Here is a 17,687-nt window from a genome sequence, read left to right on the forward strand (position 1 = left end):
AATGAGTGCCTTGTATGTTGTAAGGAAAAGTGACGATTTTATGAATCAGTCCGCATCGTAACCCAGGTTCGGCGCGAGCCACCGCTCAACGTCCTCAACGCTCATTCCTTTACGGAAAGCATAATCTGTCACCTGATCGCGTTGGATCTGCGCTACCGCGAAGTATTTGCTCTCAGGATGGCTGAAGTACCAGCCGGAGACCGACGCGCCAGGCCACATGGCGAAAGATTCGGTGAGCTTCATCCCGGTGTGTTTTTCGACATCCAGTAGCTGCCAGATAGTGCCTTTTTCGGTATGTTCCGGGCAGGCAGGATAACCCGGCGCCGGGCGAATCCCCTGGTAGTTTTCGCGGATTAATTCGTCGTTACTCAGGCTCTCGTTCGGCGCATATCCCCAGTAAACCTTACGTACACGCTCATGCAGATACTCGGCAAACGCTTCCGCCAGACGGTCGGCAATCGCTTTCACCATGATCTTGTTATAGTCGTCGTGTTGCGCTTCGAAGGCGTCCGCCAGCGCATCCTCCTCCAGACCGCCGGTCACCGCGAAAGCACCGATGTAGTCCGCTTTGCCGCTCAGTTTCGGCGCGACAAAATCCGCCAGACAGTAGTTAGCAAAACCAACTTTCTCGGTCTGCTGGCGCAGGTGGTGGCTGACCGTCAGAACATGAGTACGGGTTTCGTCGCGATAGATTTCGATGTCGTCACCCACACGGTTCGCCGGGAACAGGCCCACCACGCCACGCGGATTCAACAGCTTCTCCGCGCTCAGTTTATCCAGCATATCATTGGCGTCTTTAAACAGACGCTGCGCCTCAACGCCCACCACTTCATCTTCGAGGATGCGCGGATACTTCCCGGCCAGCGACCAGGTCATAAAGAACGGCGTCCAGTCGATATAGTTGCGCAGAGTTTCGATGCTGGCTTCCACCTCCTGCACGCCCAGACGGTGGGCTACCGGCGGGGTGTAGCGTTCCCAATCGAATGCCAGATCGTTATCGCGCGCCGCCTCCAGCGTGACCGGCGGCGTGCGCGGTTTTTTGCGGGCGTGCTGAATACGCACGGTTTCGTACTCTTTGCGGGTACGGGCGACAAAGTCATCGCGCTGGGTGTCGGAGAGTAGCGCCGCCACCACGCCCACGGTACGCGAAGCATTCTGCACGTAGACCGTCGGACCGCTGTAGTTCTGCTCGATTTTCACCGCCGTATGCGCTTTCGAAGTGGTTGCGCCGCCGATCAGTAGCGGGATAGTAAAGCCCTGACGCTCCATCTCTTTCGCCACGTTGACCATTTCGTCCAGCGACGGGGTGATAAGCCCGGAAAGACCAATCAGATCGGCATTCACTTCACGCGCCGTTCTGAGGATTTTCTCCGCTGGCACCATCACGCCGAGATCGACGATTTCGTAGTTGTTGCATTGCAGCACCACGCCGACGATATTTTTACCAATATCGTGCACATCGCCCTTCACGGTGGCGATCACCATCTTGCCGTTGCTGGAACCTTTTTCTTTGCTGGCTTCAATAAACGGCTCCAGGTAGGCCACCGCTTGTTTCATCACGCGAGCGGATTTCACCACCTGCGGCAGGAACATTTTCCCTTCGCCGAACAGGTCGCCGACCACGTTCATGCCGTCCATCAGCGGCCCTTCAATCACCTCAATCGGGCGGGCGGCCTGCTGACGGGCTTCTTCGGTATCCTGTTCGATAAACTCGGTAATGCCTTTCACCAGCGAGTATTCGAGACGCTTTTTCACGTCCCAGCTACGCCATTCCGCCTGCTGGGCACTGGCAGCCTCGTCGGTTTTGCTGCCGCGATATTTCTCCGCCAAATCCAGCAAACGCTCGGTTCCGTCATCGCGACGGTTAAGAATGACATCTTCAACTGCATCGCGCAGTTCGGCAGGCAGGTCGTCATAAATCGCCAGTTGCCCGGCGTTGACGATGCCCATGTCCATGCCGTTGCGGATGGCGTAGTAGAGGAATACCGCGTGGATAGCCTCACGTACCGGGTCGTTGCCGCGAAACGAGAAGGACACGTTAGACACGCCGCCGGAGATCAGCGCGTGCGGCAGCTCGCGTTTGATGTCTTCACAAGCGCCGATAAAGTCCTGCGCGTAGTTGTTGTGCTCTTCAATACCGGTGGCGACGGCGAAGATATTCGGGTCGAAGATGATGTCTTCCGGCGGAAAGCCTACCTCTTCGGTCAAAATTTTGTAAGCGCGGCGGCAAATCTCGATTTTACGTTCGCGGGTGTCGGCCTGCCCCTGCTCATCAAAAGCCATCACCACCACTGCGGCGCCGTAGCGACGTAGCAACTTCGCATGATGAATAAAGGCTTCCACGCCCTCTTTCATCGAAATAGAGTTGACGATGCCTTTACCCTGAATGCACTTCAGCCCTTTTTCGATAACCTCCCATTTGGAGGAGTCGATCATGATTGGTACACGGGCAATGTCCGGCTCACCGGCAATCAGGCTGAGGAAACGCACCATCGCCGCTTCGGCGTCGAGCATCCCCTCATCCATATTGATATCAATAATCTGCGCGCCGCTTTCTACCTGCTGACGGGCGACATCCAGCGCTTCGCTGTATTTCTCTTCTTTGATCAAGCGTTTAAATTTGGCCGAGCCGGTGACGTTAGTACGTTCGCCGACGTTGACAAACAGGCTATCGTCGCCAATGTTCAGCGGCTCCAGGCCGGAAAGGCGGCAGGCGACCGGGATATCCGGCAGCTGGCGCGGCGGCAAACCGGCAACGGCGCGGCTCATGGCGGCGATATGCTCCGGCGTAGTGCCACAGCAGCCGCCAACGATATTCAGGAAGCCCGCTTCCGCCCATTCGCGAATCTGTTTCGCCATGGTGTCGGCGTCGAGGTCGTACTCGCCGAAAGCGTTCGGCAGGCCGGCGTTCGGGTGCGCGGTGACGTAGCATTCGGCAATCCGCGACAGTTCCTGGACGTACTGGCGCAGTTCATCTGGCCCCAGCGCGCAGTTAAGGCCAAAAGTGAGCGCCTCGGCGTGGCGCAGCGAGTTATAAAAGGCTTCGGTCGTCTGGCCGGAGAGGGTACGACCAGAGGCGTCGGTGATGGTGCCGGAAATCATGATCGGCAGATCAACGCCCAGCGCTTCAAACTCTTCTTTCACCGCAAACACCGCCGCTTTGGCGTTGAGGGTGTCGAAGACGGTTTCAATCAGGATCAGGTCCGCCCCGCCTTCCACCAGCGCTTTGGTGGATTCACGGTAGGCCGCCACCAGCTGATCGAAGGTGATATTACGAAACGCCGGGTCGTTGACGTCCGGCGAAATGGAGGCCGTGCGGTTAGTTGGACCAAGCACGCCCGCAACAAAGCGTGGTTTTTCTGGTGTTCGCGCCGTCCATTCATCGGCGCAGGCGCGCGCCAGTTTGGCCGCCGCATAGTTAATTTCCGCCGACAGGGATTCCATCCGGTAATCCGCCATCGCAATGGTTGTCGAGTTAAAGGTGTTGGTTTCGATGATATCCGCGCCAGCCTCAAAGTAGGCGTTGTGGATAGCGGCGATCACCTCCGGCTTGCTGAGGACCAGCAGGTCATTGTTGCCTTTCAGGTCGCAGGGCCAGTCGGCAAAGCGCTCCCCGCGGAAATCTTCTTCATGTAGACGATAGCTCTGGATCATGGTGCCCATACCGCCGTCCAGCACCAGAATACGTTCATTTAACTGCGCACGCAGTTGTTCAACTTTGCTGCTCACACTCGCTCCCGACAACGCTCCACGTAACGAGCCATACTGGCACAAAGCGTGCTGGCGGAAAAGAGAACAACGGGCAACATGAGACATGTTCAGCTTGCCACCCACTTCTGTCGCTTTGCCGGATGGCGGCGCAAGCGCCTTATCCAGCCTACAAATTACTTTGGCAGCTCCCAAAGCGTAGGCCTGATAAGCGAAGCGCCATCGGGCATCCTGTGATGTCACTCATCCGATCAGTTCAGGAACTCTTGCATTATAATTGAATAAAACGAAAATGATTTCCACGATACAGAAAAAGGAGTCTGCCATGGTTGCCCCTATTCCCGCGAAACGCGGGAGAAAACCTGCCGCTACCACTGCACCCGTAACCGGGCAGGTTCAGTCATTAACCCGTGGTCTGAAGCTGCTGGAGTGGATTGCCGAGTCCAACGGCAGCGTGGCGCTGACCGAACTGGCGCAACAGGCGGGTTTGCCTAATTCCACGACTCACCGTCTACTCACCACCATGCAGCAACAGGGTTTTGTCCGCCAGGTTGGTGAGCTGGGTCACTGGGCCGTAGGCGCACACGCGTTTATCGTCGGTAGCAGCTTCTTACAGAGCCGTAATCTGCTGGCGATTGTCCATCCGATTTTGCGCAAGCTGATGGAGGACTCCGGCGAAACGGTAAACCTTGCCGTACTCGACCAGAGCGACCATCAGGCTATTATTATCGACCAGGTGCAGTGCACACAATTGATGCGCATGTCCGCCCCTATTGGCGGCAAGCTGCCCATGCACGCCTCTGGCGCGGGCAAGGCGTTTTTATCACAGCTCAGTGAGGAACAGGTTACCAGTCTGCTGCACCGCAAGGGGTTGCACGCTTATACCCATGCGACGCTGGTATCGCCGATCCATCTGAAAGATGACCTCGCCCAAACACGCAAGCGCGGCTATTCCTTTGACGACGAAGAACATGCGCTCGGTCTGCGCTGCGTGGCCTCGTGTATTTATGACGAACACCGCGAACCGTTTGCGGCCCTCTCTATTTCCGGCCCCTGCTCACGCATTACCGACGATCGCGTCACCGAACTTGGCGCCATGGTGATTAAAGCGGCGAAAGAGGTGACGCTGGCCTATGGTGGAACTCGCTGAAATGAGCAGCCTGAAATTATACTGGCAGGAGAAGTACCCACAGGCCTTCTGTTGGTCTTTCGGTGATTCGCCGGCGCTGGCCGACGAGCTGGCGGCGCTAGTGGTCGCCGGTAAAAAGCGTGGCACCTGTAGCTCGCTGGTTAGCTATCAGAAAGAGCAGCCCCCTGTCACGCCCGGGTCATATCACATTGTGCTCAACGGCACAGGCGACGCCGTGTGCGTCATACGCACGCTGGCGCTCAGGCTGATCCGTTTTAACGAGATGAGCGCCGATCTCGCCGCACTGGAAGGCGAAGGCGATCTTAGCCTGGCGTACTGGCAAGCGGCACACCGGGCCTTTTTTGAGCGCGAGGGTAATTGGTCGCCGGAGATGGAACTGGTTTACGAAGAGTTCGCCGTACTTGAGATCGCGCCGTAACGCACGCTAAAGCGCTGGCGGCGACGATAGGCATACACATCTTCTACATGCCCTTCTTTAATACGCGTCTGTAGCGCGCGCCAGTAATCGGCGCGAAACAGGTCGGCATGCATCTCTTCAAACAATGGCCCGATACGCGGATCGGCACACAGCCAGTGGCGAAACTCCTCCGGGAAAACATCACCCGGCGAGACGCTATACCAGGGTTCGCTGGCCAGTTCGTCTTCCGGATAACGCGCTGGCGGAATATCGCGGAAATTCACTTCCGTCATGTAGCAAATTTCATCGTAGTCGTAGAACACCACGCGGCCATGACGGGTAACGCCAAAGTTTTTAAACAACATATCGCCGGGGAAAATATTAGCGGCGGCAAGCTGGCGAATCGCATTACCATATTCTTCTATCGCATCGCGCAACTGCTGGCCTTCTACCTGTTCCAGCCAGATATTGAGCGGCACCATGCGCCGTTCAATATAGAGATGGCGAATGACGATATGTTCCCCAAGCTCGGTAATCTTCTCTGGCACTTCTTGCCGTAACAGCGCCATCAGCGCCGGATCGATTTGCCGTTTATCCAGTACGAAATTCTCAAACTCCTGGGTATCCGCCATACGACCGACGCGATCATGCTCTTTTACCAGTTGATAACAGGCACGCACATGGGCGGCAGACATCTCTTTCTGCGGGGCGAATTTGTCTTTAATGATTTTAAATACCCGGTCGAAACCTGGCAGGGTAAACACCAGCATCACCATGCCGCGGATGCCAGGCGCCTCAATGAATTTCTCATTGCTTTCAGCCAGATAACACAAATATTCGCGGTAGCTTTCGGTTTTCGCATGTTTCTGGCAGCCAATCGCCATATACAGTTCGGCAGTGGTTTTACCCGGCAGGATTTCACGCAACCACTCAACCAGCGCGGCAGGCAGCGGCGCATACACCATAAAATAAGAGCGGGCAAAACCAAACACAATGCTCGCTTCTGCCGTGGTGGTCAGGCAGGTATCGACAAACAGTTCACCCTCATCAGTGCGATGAATCGGCAATAAAAACGGCAGCGTACCGTCAGGTGTGGTTAATTTACCTACCAGCCAGGCCGCTTTATTACGGTAAAACAACTCGTTCGCCACCTGGACATGGCAGCGAGGTAGCGCGTCCTCGCCCAGTGTTTCAGTCAGGTGCGCAATAATATAGCGGATATCCCGGCTTTTATTCTGCCAGGGCAGACGCAGCGGTAAATCACTGAGTATGCGCATCAACAGCGGCTCCCAACCGTGATCGGGAAAGAAGTCTTTGGCCAGCGGGCGCGGGATAGTACGGAAGCGACGCTCCGGTTGCGAACTGAAAATAAACAACCGCTCGGGTGTTAACGAGCGGTGGTCAAATAACCGGCAATAAACGGAGTTGAAAAAGCTCTCCGCAATCTCGAAGCGCGGGTAATCCGGCAACAGCCGGGTGTAATGCTCTTTAACGCGTAAAAGGAAATCCGCGTCGGTACTTTTGCCATCGGTAATACAGCGCAGTTGCTCCACCACCAGACCCACATGATGATCATAGAGGTGGATACGGCTTTTCATCGCCTGTTGGACGGCGTGCCAGTCGGCCTGTTCAAAACGCTGCTGCGCGCCGGAAGTCACTTCCAGAAATCGACCATACTGCGCGTCAAAGCCTTGCAGGATGGTTTGAGCAATCAGTAATTCCAGGCCACGCGGCATTTTTTTCCCTCATCCGGCACCACGTCATGCCGGATGGCGCGTTCGCTTATCCGGCCTACGCTATCTGTAGGCCCGGTAAGCGCAGCGCCACCGGGCATCAATCAAAACTGCGATTCTTCGGTGGAACCCGTTAACGCGGTAACGGATGACGCGCCGCCCTGAATAATGGTGGTGACTTTGTCGAAGTAACCAGTACCCACTTCCTGCTGGTGGGAAACAAAGGTGTAACCGTCTTTCGCCGCGGCGAACTCGGGTTGTTGAACCTTCTCAACATAGTGTTTCATGCCCTCACCCTGCGCGTATGCATGCGCCAGGTCGAACATGTTGAACCACATGCTGTGGATGCCCGCCAGGGTAATAAACTGGTATTTGTAACCCATGTCCGACAACTGCTGCTGGAAGCTGGCAATGGTCTTGTCGTCCAGATTCTTCTGCCAGTTGAAGGATGGCGAACAGTTATAGGCCAGCAGTTTGCCCGGATACTTCGCGTGGATAGCATCGGCAAAACGACGCGCCAGTTCGAGATCCGGCGTAGAGGTTTCGCACCACACCAGATCGGCATACGGGGCATACGCCAGACCGCGGCTGATCGCCTGCTCAATGCCCGCATGGGTGCGGTAGAACCCTTCGCTGGTGCGTTCGCCGGTAATGAAACCGCTGTCATAGGGATCGCAGTCGGAGGTGATCAGATCTGCCGCATCCGCATCAGTACGCGCAATCACCAGCGTCGGGACGCCCATCACATCAGCGGCCAGACGCGCAGCAACCAGTTTCTGAATCGCCTCCTGCGTGGGAACCAGCACCTTGCCGCCCATATGGCCGCATTTCTTCACCGACGCCAGCTGATCTTCGAAGTGAACGGCCGCTGCACCGGCTTCAATCATCGATTTCATCAGTTCGAAGGCATTCAGAACGCCGCCAAAACCGGCTTCCGCATCAGCAACGATCGGCAGGAAGTAATCCACATAGCGCGGATCGTTGGGTTCAATACCGGATGCCCACTGGATCTGATCTGCACGACGAAAAGTGTTGTTGATCCGATCCACTACCGCCGGAACAGAGTTTGCCGGGTACAACGATTGATCCGGATACATGCTGGATGCCAGGTTGGCATCTGCCGCCACCTGCCAGCCTGAAAGATAAATCGCCTCAATACCGGCTTTCGCCTGCTGCAACGCCTGACCGCCAGTCAGCGCGCCAAGGCTGTTGATATAGCCTTTTTTCGCTTCACCGTGCAACAGCCGCCACATTTTCGCGGCGCCGAGCTGCGCCAGCGTGCACTCCGGGTTAACCGAGCCGCGTAATTTCACCACCTCCTCCGCGCTGTACGGGCGGGTGATGCCTTCCCAGCGCGGTTGTGTCCACTCTTTCTGTAATTCTTCGATTTGTTGAGTACGGGTTTTCATGTGCAGATGCTCCATATTGTTATGTGGTGAATTAAGCCAGTAAGCGATAGCCCGGCAGGGTGAGGAAGTCGATTAAGTCATCTGAGGTGGTGATTTGCTCCATCAGACGTGCGGCATCGTCGAAGCGCCCGCTGCTGTAGCGGTGCTCGCCCAGTTCGTCCTGGATTACCCGCATCTCTTCCGCCAACATTTCGCGGAAAAGCGCTTTCGTTACGGGTTTTCCATTGCTCAGTGTTTTCTCATGGTGAATCCACTGCCAGATAGAGGTTCGTGAGATTTCCGCCGTCGCGGCATCCTCCATCAGACCGTAAATCGGTACACAGCCATTGCCGGAGATCCACGCTTCAATGTACTGCACTGCCACGCGAATATTGGCGCGCATTCCCGCTTCTGTGCGTTCGCCTTCACATGGCTCCAGTAACTGTTCAGCGGTAATCGGCGCATCTTCATCACGGGTAATGAACAGCTGATTTTTGTGCTCGCCCAGTACCTCGTTAAAGACGGCCATTGCGGTATCCGCCAACCCGGGATGCGCAATCCACGTGCCGTCGTGGCCGTTGTTCGCTTCCAGCGCTTTATCCGCTTTCACTTTGGCAAGGACCTGATTGTTGCGTTCAACGTCTTTGCTCGGGATAAACGCCGCCATACCGCCCATCGCGAACGCGCCGCGCTTGTGACAGGTTTTGATCAGCAGGCGCGAGTAGGCGCTCAGAAACGGTTTGTCCATCGTTACCACCTGCCTGTCCGGCAGGACGCGATCCGGGTGATTTTTCAACGTTTTGATATAGCTGAAAATATAATCCCAGCGACCACAGTTGAGACCGACAATATGATCACGCAACGCATGAAGAATCTCATCCATCTGGAAAACAGCTGGCAGCGTTTCAATCAACAGGGTCGCTTTGATCGTACCGCGCGGCAGGTTAAAGCGGTCTTCAGCGTAGCTGAAAACTTCACTCCACCAGGCTGCTTCCTGCCAGGCTTGCGTTTTCGGCAGGTAAAAATACGGGCCGCTACCTTTAGCGAGCAGCGCTTTATAGTTGTGGAAAAAGTACAGAGCAAAATCAAACAGGCTGCCGGGAATGGCTTCCCCCCGCCAGGTAACATGTTTTTCTGGCAGATGTAGACCACGTACACGACAAATCAATACGGCCGGATCGGGCTTGAGCTGATAGATTTTTCCGGCTTCGTTGGTATAGCTAATGGTGCCGTTCACCGCATCACGCAGGTTGATTTGACCATCAATAACTTTATTCCAGTCCGGCGCCAGCGAGTCTTCAAAATCCGCCATAAACACTTTCACATTTGCGTTCAGGGCATTAATCACCATTTTACGTTCAACCGGCCCGGTAATTTCTACTCGGCGATCCTGTAAATCCGCCGGAATACCACGAATCTGCCAATTACTTTCTCTAATGGAAGTGGTTTCCGAAATAAAATCAGGCAACTTACCGTTATCAATATCCTGCTGTTGCTGGATACGTGCAGCCAGGAGTTTATTGCGTTTTGGCGTAAAACGGGTGACTAACTCCGTCAAAAACTCGACTGCTTCAGCGGTCAGGACTTGCTTTTCCAGCTCGCCTTGCGGCCTGGTAAAGGTTAATTCATCAGTTGTGGTTGCCTGTGGATTCATCATGCAGCTCCTCGTTGTTGATCCAGATACATCCCCAATGCGAACGAAGGATCACTGTGCGCTTTTCGTTCAACACAACTAAGACTACTCAATTAAATTTCAAAATCAAAAACAATTTCCATTTTTAATTTAATTATGCATTAACCTATTGATAACAATGTAAATTAAATTTAATTACATGATGAGGTGCGTTTCGGAAATAAAAAAGGCACCCGAAGGTGCCTGATTCAACATGCTGAAACGCTTTAGGATCGTCAGAAGCAGAAGATTAATCCAGGGTTGGATTCATGTGACGCAGATCATATGGCGTAATCTGGTAGACATAATAGTTGAGCCAGTTAGTAAACAGTAAATTACCGTGGCTGCGCCAGGTTGCGCGCGGTATGTTTTGCGGATCGTTTTTTGGGAAATAGTTGTACGGAACCTCCGGATTTAACCCGGCCTCAACGTCACGAAAATATTCACCCGCTAACGTATGAGCGTCATATTCAGGATGACCGGTGACAAACGCAATACGTTTATCTTTGCTGGCAAACAGGTACGCATCCCCTTCTTCTGTTTCGGCCAGAATTTCAAGATCCGTATAATCCCGTATCAGCGCCGCCGGGAAATCGGCATAGCGTGAGTGTGGCGCCAGAAACGAATCATCAAAACCACGCGTTAACAGAGCATGTGGATGAAGGATGTGATGTTCATAGACGCCGGAAAGTTTATCTGTACGGGTCTGCTTAGGGATACCATACAGAATATTGAGTGCGGCCTGAACGGCCCAACAGACAAATAGCGTCGAAGTAACGTGATCTTTCGCCCATTCCAGCACCTGCCTAATCTGCGGCCAGTAAGCCACGTCATTAAATTCCACCAGACCCAGCGGCGCTCCGGTCACGATAAGCCCATCAAAGTTCTGATCGCAGATATCGTCGAAGTTACAGTAAAAGTTGTTCAGATGCTCGGCTGGCGTGTTCCTCGACTCGCGGGCATCTATCCGCAGTAGTTGAATATCGACCTGCAATGGCGAGTTCGATAGCAAGCGCAGAAACTGATTTTCCGTTTCAATCTTCTTCGGCATCAGGTTAAGGATAAGTACCTTTAGCGGGCGAATTTCCTGACCTGATGCGCGAGAAGTCGTCATGACGAAGACATTCTCCTCACGTAAAAAATTGACGGCGGGTAGCTCGTCCAGCACGCGAATCGGCATAACCTGATAACCTCACGACATACGTTTAAACGTTTAGACATCCAGATAGCTGAAGATACTCAGAAATCAGGCGAATGTCGAGTCTGCAAGTTCAAGGTGAGAAAGTTTCACGACAGCATTTGCATTAGAATAGAAGTAAGCAAAAAAGGAGTGAAGATGATGATTAACATTCGCCGTTCAAGGCATGAGGAAGGGGAAAAACTGATTGCGATCTGGCGTCGCTCAGTCGATGCCACGCACGATTTTCTGTCAAACGCTTATCGGGCCGAACTGGAAGAGCTGGTGAGCGATTTTCTGCCAGAAGCGCCACTATGGGTTGCCGTGACCGATCAGGATGAGCCGGTAGGATTTATGCTGCTTACCGGCGAACATATGGATGCGCTGTTTGTCGATCCGGACGTGCGTGGTCAGGGTATCGGTAAGAGATTAGTTGAACATGCGTTAACACTGGCGCCGGGGTTGACAACCAATGTTAACGAGCAAAACACACAAGCTGTTGGATTTTATAAGAAAATGGGATTTAAGGTGACAGGACGTTCGGAGGTTGACGATCTTGGGAAACCGTATCCATTGTTGAATTTAATTTATCCGTGAGTAGCGGTGCTGCCTGATAAGTGCATGCAGGCCGGATAAGGCGAAGCTGCCATCCGGCGGTGCCGGTTGCCTGATGGCGCTGCGCTTATCAGGCCTACATTTTTACAGTTACCACACACGCAAAGAAGCCCGTCCGTCAGAACGGGCTTCTTCACTTGTCTGATGCCTGGCAGTTTATGGCGGGCGTCCTGCCCGCCACCCTACGGGCCGTTGCTGCGCAACGTTCAAATCCGCTCCCGGCGGATTTCTCCTCCTCAGGAGAGTGCTCACCGACAGACCACAGATAAAACAAAAGGCCCTGTCTTCCGACAGGGCCTTTTGTTTTATTTGATGCCTGGCAGTTCCCTACTCTCGCATGGGGAGACCCCACACTACCATCGGCGCTACGGCGTTTCACTTCTGAGTTCGGCATGGGGTCAGGTGGGACCACCGCGCTAATGCCGCCAGGCAAATTCTTTGTGCTCAGTACGCAATTCTTTATCGCATCAGCGGCGTTGCCTGCGCTCGTAAACTCAGTCACATACTTCTGTATGCTCCTTCCTTTCTTTCGCTTGCCGCCTTGCTGCTGCGCAAATTATTGCGTACTCAACTCTGAATCTGAGCTGAAAATCGTCTCTCAACCGCCAAAACATCTTCGGCGTTGTAAGGTTAAGCCTCACGGTTCATTAGTACCGGTTAGCTCAACGCATCGCTGCGCTTACACACCCGGCCTATCAACGTCGTCGTCTTCAACGTTCCTTCAGGAGACTTTAAGTCTCAGGGAGAACTCATCTCGGGGCAAGTTTCGTGCTTAGATGCTTTCAGCACTTATCTCTTCCGCATTTAGCTACCGGGCAGTGCCATTGGCATGACAACCCGAACACCAGTGATGCGTCCACTCCGGTCCTCTCGTACTAGGAGCAGCCCCCCTCAGTTCTCCAGCGCCCACGGCAGATAGGGACCGAACTGTCTCACGACGTTCTAAACCCAGCTCGCGTACCACTTTAAATGGCGAACAGCCATACCCTTGGGACCTACTTCAGCCCCAGGATGTGATGAGCCGACATCGAGGTGCCAAACACCGCCGTCGATATGAACTCTTGGGCGGTATCAGCCTGTTATCCCCGGAGTACCTTTTATCCGTTGAGCGATGGCCCTTCCATTCAGAACCACCGGATCACTATGACCTGCTTTCGCACCTGCTCGCGCCGTCACGCTCGCAGTCAAGCTGGCTTATGCCATTGCACTAACCTCCTGATGTCCGACCAGGATTAGCCAACCTTCGTGCTCCTCCGTTACTCTTTAGGAGGAGACCGCCCCAGTCAAACTACCCACCAGACACTGTCCGCAACCCGGATTACGGGTCCACGTTAGAACATCAAACATTAAAGGGTGGTATTTCAAGGTCGGCTCCATGCAGACTGGCGTCCACACTTCAAAGCCTCCCACCTATCCTACACATCAAGGCTCAATGTTCAGTGTCAAGCTATAGTAAAGGTTCACGGGGTCTTTCCGTCTTGCCGCGGGTACACTGCATCTTCACAGCGAGTTCAATTTCACTGAGTCTCGGGTGGAGACAGCCTGGCCATCATTACGCCATTCGTGCAGGTCGGAACTTACCCGACAAGGAATTTCGCTACCTTAGGACCGTTATAGTTACGGCCGCCGTTTACCGGGGCTTCGATCAGGAGCTTCGCTTGCGCTGACCCCATCAATTAACCTTCCGGCACCGGGCAGGCGTCACACCGTATACGTCCACTTTCGTGTTTGCACAGTGCTGTGTTTTTAATAAACAGTTGCAGCCAGCTGGTATCTTCGACTGACTTCAGCTCCATGAGTAAATCACTTCACCTACGTGTCAGCGTGCCTTCTCCCGAAGTTACGGCACCATTTTGCCTAGTTCCTTCACCCGAGTTCTCTCAAGCGCCTTGGTATTCTCTACCTGACCACCTGTGTCGGTTTGGGGTACGATTTGATGTTACCTGATGCTTAGAGGCTTTTCCTGGAAGCAGGGCATTTGTTGCTTCAGCACCGTAGTGCCTCGTCGTCACGCCTCAGTGTTAAAGTGAACCGGATTTACCTGGAACACACACCTACACGCTTAAACCGGGACAACCGTCGCCCGGCCAACATAGCCTTCTCCGTCCCCCCTTCGCAGTAACACCAAGTACGGGAATATTAACCCGTTTCCCATCGACTACGCCTTTCGGCCTCGCCTTAGGGGTCGACTCACCCTGCCCCGATTAACGTTGGACAGGAACCCTTGGTCTTCCGGCGAGCGGGCTTTTCACCCGCTTTATCGTTACTTATGTCAGCATTCGCACTTCTGATACCTCCAGCATGCCTCACAGCATACCTTCACAGGCTTACAGAACGCTCCCCTACCCAACGAACGTATCCCTAAGCCAACTCGACTTTAATGAACGCTTTGACGTCGCTTCGCTCCGTCAATCGTCAACTCCGCAAAGTTGTCTTGGGTGATACGTTCGCTGCCGCAGCTTCGGTGCATGGTTTAGCCCCGTTACATCTTCCGCGCAGGCCGACTCGACCAGTGAGCTATTACGCTTTCTTTAAATGATGGCTGCTTCTAAGCCAACATCCTGGCTGTCTGGGCCTTCCCACATCGTTTCCCACTTAACCATGACTTTGGGACCTTAGCTGGCGGTCTGGGTTGTTTCCCTCTTCACGACGGACGTTAGCACCCGCCGTGTGTCTCCCGTGATAACATTCTCCGGTATTCGCAGTTTGCATCGGGTTGGTAAGCCGGGATGGCCCCCTAGCCGAAACAGTGCTCTACCCCCGGAGATGAATTCACGAGGCGCTACCTAAATAGCTTTCGGGGAGAACCAGCTATCTCCCGGTTTGATTGGCCTTTCACCCCCAGCCACAGGTCATCCGCTAATTTTTCAACATTAGTCGGTTCGGTCCTCCAGTTAGTGTTACCCAACCTTCAACCTGCCCATGGCTAGATCACCGGGTTTCGGGTCTATACCCTGCAACTTAACGCCCAATTAAGACTCGGTTTCCCTCCGGCTCCCCTATTCGGTTAACCTTGCTACAGAATATAAGTCGCTGACCCATTATACAAAAGGTACGCAGTCACCCCACCACTAAGCCCCCTCTGCTTGTTTTGAGGTTGAACGTCGCTTTCGCTCCGTTAACCGTCTCCTCAGCAAAGGATGCGTATGTGGAGTTCACCACTGGCTTAGTGGTGGGGCTCCCACTGCTTGTACGTACACGGTTTCAGGTTCTGTTTCACTCCCCTCGCCGGGGTTCTTTTCGCCTTTCCCTCACGGTACTGGTTCACTATCGGTCAGTCAGGAGTATTTAGCCTTGGAGGATGGTCCCCCCATATTCAGACAGGATACCACGTGTCCCGCCCTACTCATCGAGCTCACAGCACATGCGCTTTTGTGTACGGGGCTGTCACCCTGTATCGCGCGCCTTTCCAGACGCTTCCACTAACACACATGCTGATTCAGGCTCTGGGCTCCTCCCCGTTCGCTCGCCGCTACTGGGGGAATCTCGGTTGATTTCTTTTCCTCGGGGTACTTAGATGTTTCAGTTCCCCCGGTTCGCCTCATTAACCTATGGATTCAGTTAATGATAGTGTGACGAATCACACTGGGTTTCCCCATTCGGGTATCGCCGGTTATAACGGTTCATATCACCTTACCGGCGCTTATCGCAGATTAGCACGCCCTTCATCGCCTCTGACTGCCAGGGCATCCACCGTGTACGCTTAGTCGCTTAACCTCACAACCCGAAGATGTTTCGTAAAACATTCTCGTGTCGCGAAAATTTGAGAGACTCACGAACAACTTTCGTTGTTCTGTGTTTCAATTTTCAGCTTGATCCAGATTTTTAAAGAGCAAATATCTCAAACGTGACTCGTAAGTCAGTTTTGAGATACTGATGGCAACGCCTTTCACACATTACCGCGCAAGTGGCGTCCCCTAGGGGATTCGAACCCCTGTTACCGCCGTGAAAGGGCGGTGTCCTGGGCCTCTAGACGAAGGGGACACTGAAGTCTCAATCGCAAGACGCCTTGCTATTTACTTTTCATCAGACAATCTGTGTGAGCACTGCAAAGAACGTTTCTTTAAGGTAAGGAGGTGATCCAACCGCAGGTTCCCCTACGGTTACCTTGTTACGACTTCACCCCAGTCATGAATCACAAAGTGGTAAGCGCCCTCCCGAAGGTTAAGCTACCTACTTCTTTTGCAACCCACTCCCATGGTGTGACGGGCGGTGTGTACAAGGCCCGGGAACGTATTCACCGTGGCATTCTGATCCACGATTACTAGCGATTCCGACTTCATGGAGTCGAGTTGCAGACTCCAATCCGGACTACGACGCACTTTATGAGGTCCGCTTGCTCTCGCGAGGTCGCTTCTCTTTGTATGCGCCATTGTAGCACGTGTGTAGCCCTGGTCGTAAGGGCCATGATGACTTGACGTCATCCCCACCTTCCTCCAGTTTATCACTGGCAGTCTCCTTTGAGTTCCCGGCCTAACCGCTGGCAACAAAGGATAAGGGTTGCGCTCGTTGCGGGACTTAACCCAACATTTCACAACACGAGCTGACGACAGCCATGCAGCACCTGTCTCACAGTTCCCGAAGGCACAAATCCATCTCTGGATTCTTCTGTGGATGTCAAGACCAGGTAAGGTTCTTCGCGTTGCATCGAATTAAACCACATGCTCCACCGCTTGTGCGGGCCCCCGTCAATTCATTTGAGTTTTAACCTTGCGGCCGTACTCCCCAGGCGGTCTACTTAACGCGTTAGCTCCGGAAGCCACGCCTCAAGGGCACAACCTCCAAGTAGACATCGTTTACGGCGTGGACTACCAGGGTATCTAATCCTGTTTGCTCCCCACGCTTTCGCACCTGAGCGTCAGTCTTTGTCCAGGGGGCCGCCTTCGCCACCGGTATTCCTCCAGATCTCTACGCATTTCACCGCTACACCTGGAATTCTACCCCCCTCTACAAGACTCAAGCCTGCCAGTTTCGAATGCAGTTCCCAGGTTGAGCCCGGGGATTTCACATCCGACTTGACAGACCGCCTGCGTGCGCTTTACGCCCAGTAATTCCGATTAACGCTTGCACCCTCCGTATTACCGCGGCTGCTGGCACGGAGTTAGCCGGTGCTTCTTCTGCGGGTAACGTCAATTGCTGCGGTTATTAACCACAACACCTTCCTCCCCGCTGAAAGTACTTTACAACCCGAAGGCCTTCTTCATACACGCGGCATGGCTGCATCAGGCTTGCGCCCATTGTGCAATATTCCCCACTGCTGCCTCCCGTAGGAGTCTGGACCGTGTCTCAGTTCCAGTGTGGCTGGTCATCCTCTCAGACCAGCTAGGGATCGTCGCCTTGGTGAGCCGTTACCTCACCAACAAGCTAATCCCATCTGGGCACATCTGATGGCAAGAGGCCCGAAGGTCCCCCTCTTTGGTCTTGCGACGTTATGCGGTATTAGCCACCGTTTCCAGTAGTTATCCCCCTCCATCAGGCAGTTTCCCAGACATTACTCACCCGTCCGCCACTCGTCAGCAAAGCAGCAAGCTGCTTCCTGTTACCGTTCGACTTGCATGTGTTAGGCCTGCCGCCAGCGTTCAATCTGAGCCATGATCAAACTCTTCAATTTAAAAGTTTGATGCTCAATGAATTAAACTTCGTAATGAATTACGTGTTCACTCTTGAGACTTGGTATTCATTTTTCGTCCGAGGACGTCAAGAATCCGTATCTTCGAGTACCCACACAGATTGTCTGATAAATTGTTAAAGAGCAGGTGCGACGCGGCTTTCAGCTCATCGTCGCGAGGTGGCGTATATTACGCTTTCCTCTTTCAGAGTCAACCCTGAATTTCAGGATTTTTCTCT

Annotated in this window: 8 protein-coding genes, 1 tRNA gene and 3 rRNA genes; 3 read left to right on the forward strand and 9 right to left on the reverse strand. The window is 53.7% G+C overall.

The window, feature by feature from the left end; all coding sequences use genetic code 11:
* Positions 1–45 precede the first annotated feature (45 nt).
* Positions 46–3,729: a methionine synthase gene (metH, locus tag HU143_RS21000; RefSeq protein ID WP_051129181.1), complete on the reverse strand. Its 3,684-nt coding sequence runs from the start codon at positions 3,727–3,729 to the stop codon at positions 46–48.
* Between the two features lie 304 nt (positions 3,730–4,033).
* On the opposite strand from metH, the gene iclR reads away from it, so the two are divergent.
* The gene (iclR, locus tag HU143_RS21005) at positions 4,034–4,858 is read left to right on the forward strand and encodes a glyoxylate bypass operon transcriptional repressor IclR (RefSeq protein ID WP_023226546.1); all 825 of its coding nucleotides are present in this window, start codon (positions 4,034–4,036) and stop codon (positions 4,856–4,858) included.
* Between the two features lie 10 nt (positions 4,859–4,868).
* The gene (locus tag HU143_RS21010; RefSeq protein WP_010989091.1) at positions 4,869–5,276 is read left to right on the forward strand and encodes an ASCH domain-containing protein; all 408 of its coding nucleotides are present in this window, start codon (positions 4,869–4,871) and stop codon (positions 5,274–5,276) included.
* On the opposite strand, the gene aceK is transcribed toward HU143_RS21010, so the two are convergent.
* The 4 genes from aceK to metA form a co-directional block, all read right to left on the reverse strand.
* Entirely contained in the window at positions 5,240–6,991 is a 1,752-nt protein-coding gene (gene aceK, locus HU143_RS21015; RefSeq protein ID WP_023226547.1) for a bifunctional isocitrate dehydrogenase kinase/phosphatase, read from the reverse strand. The two genes, HU143_RS21010 and aceK, sit on opposite strands and share 37 nt — an antisense overlap.
* Positions 6,992–7,092: 101 nt before the next feature.
* Positions 7,093–8,397, reverse strand: a complete 1,305-nt coding sequence (gene aceA / locus HU143_RS21020) for an isocitrate lyase (RefSeq protein ID WP_000857882.1) — start codon at positions 8,395–8,397, stop codon at positions 7,093–7,095.
* A 31-nt stretch (positions 8,398–8,428) separates the two neighbouring features.
* Positions 8,429–10,030 (reverse strand): malate synthase A, encoded by a 1,602-nt coding sequence (aceB, locus tag HU143_RS21025; RefSeq protein ID WP_001069371.1) that lies wholly within the window; start codon positions 10,028–10,030, stop codon positions 8,429–8,431.
* Positions 10,031–10,298: 268 nt separating this feature from the next.
* The gene (gene metA / locus HU143_RS21030; RefSeq protein WP_001122767.1) at positions 10,299–11,228 is read right to left on the reverse strand and encodes a homoserine O-acetyltransferase MetA; all 930 of its coding nucleotides are present in this window, start codon (positions 11,226–11,228) and stop codon (positions 10,299–10,301) included.
* Positions 11,229–11,384: 156 nt separating this feature from the next.
* Here metA and HU143_RS21035 point away from each other — a divergent pair, with 156 nt between their 5' ends.
* A complete protein-coding gene (locus HU143_RS21035; protein WP_000973248.1) occupies positions 11,385–11,822 on the forward strand; it encodes an acetyltransferase in 438 nt (145 codons plus the stop codon).
* 332 nt (positions 11,823–12,154) lie between these two features.
* Here the strand turns inward: HU143_RS21035 and rrf are convergent.
* The 4 genes from rrf to HU143_RS21055 all read right to left on the reverse strand — a co-directional run bounded on the left by rrf (position 12,155) and on the right by HU143_RS21055 (position 17,451).
* Positions 12,155–12,270 (reverse strand): 5S ribosomal RNA (gene rrf, locus HU143_RS21040).
* 196 nt (positions 12,271–12,466) lie between these two features.
* Positions 12,467–15,557: ribosomal RNA gene (locus HU143_RS21045) — 23S ribosomal RNA — on the reverse strand.
* A gap of 191 nt (positions 15,558–15,748) precedes the next feature.
* Positions 15,749–15,824: transfer RNA gene (locus HU143_RS21050), tRNA-Glu, on the reverse strand.
* An 85-nt stretch (positions 15,825–15,909) separates the two neighbouring features.
* Positions 15,910–17,451 (reverse strand): 16S ribosomal RNA (locus tag HU143_RS21055).
* The 16S, 23S and 5S rRNA genes sit together here with 1 tRNA gene alongside, the layout of an rRNA operon.
* Positions 17,452–17,687: the final 236 nt, after the last annotated feature.

The organism is Salmonella sp. SJTUF14076, from assembly GCF_015534835.1.
Lineage (GTDB): Bacteria > Pseudomonadota > Gammaproteobacteria > Enterobacterales > Enterobacteriaceae > Salmonella > Salmonella enterica.

What these genes read in the sequence shown, in the direction of transcription:
- aceK (WP_023226547.1), bottom strand. Translation starts at nt 6,991, where the DNA reads ATGCCGCGTGGCCTGGAATTACTGATTGCTCAAACCATCCTGCAAGGC.
- iclR (WP_023226546.1), top strand. Translation starts at nt 4,034, where the DNA reads ATGGTTGCCCCTATTCCCGCGAAACGCGGGAGAAAACCTGCCGCTACC.
- metA (WP_001122767.1), bottom strand. Translation starts at nt 11,228, where the DNA reads ATGCCGATTCGCGTGCTGGACGAGCTACCCGCCGTCAATTTTTTACGT.
- aceA (WP_000857882.1), bottom strand. Translation starts at nt 8,397, where the DNA reads ATGAAAACCCGTACTCAACAAATCGAAGAATTACAGAAAGAGTGGACA.
- aceB (WP_001069371.1), bottom strand. Translation starts at nt 10,030, where the DNA reads ATGAATCCACAGGCAACCACAACTGATGAATTAACCTTTACCAGGCCG.
- HU143_RS21035 (WP_000973248.1), top strand. Translation starts at nt 11,385, where the DNA reads ATGATGATTAACATTCGCCGTTCAAGGCATGAGGAAGGGGAAAAACTG.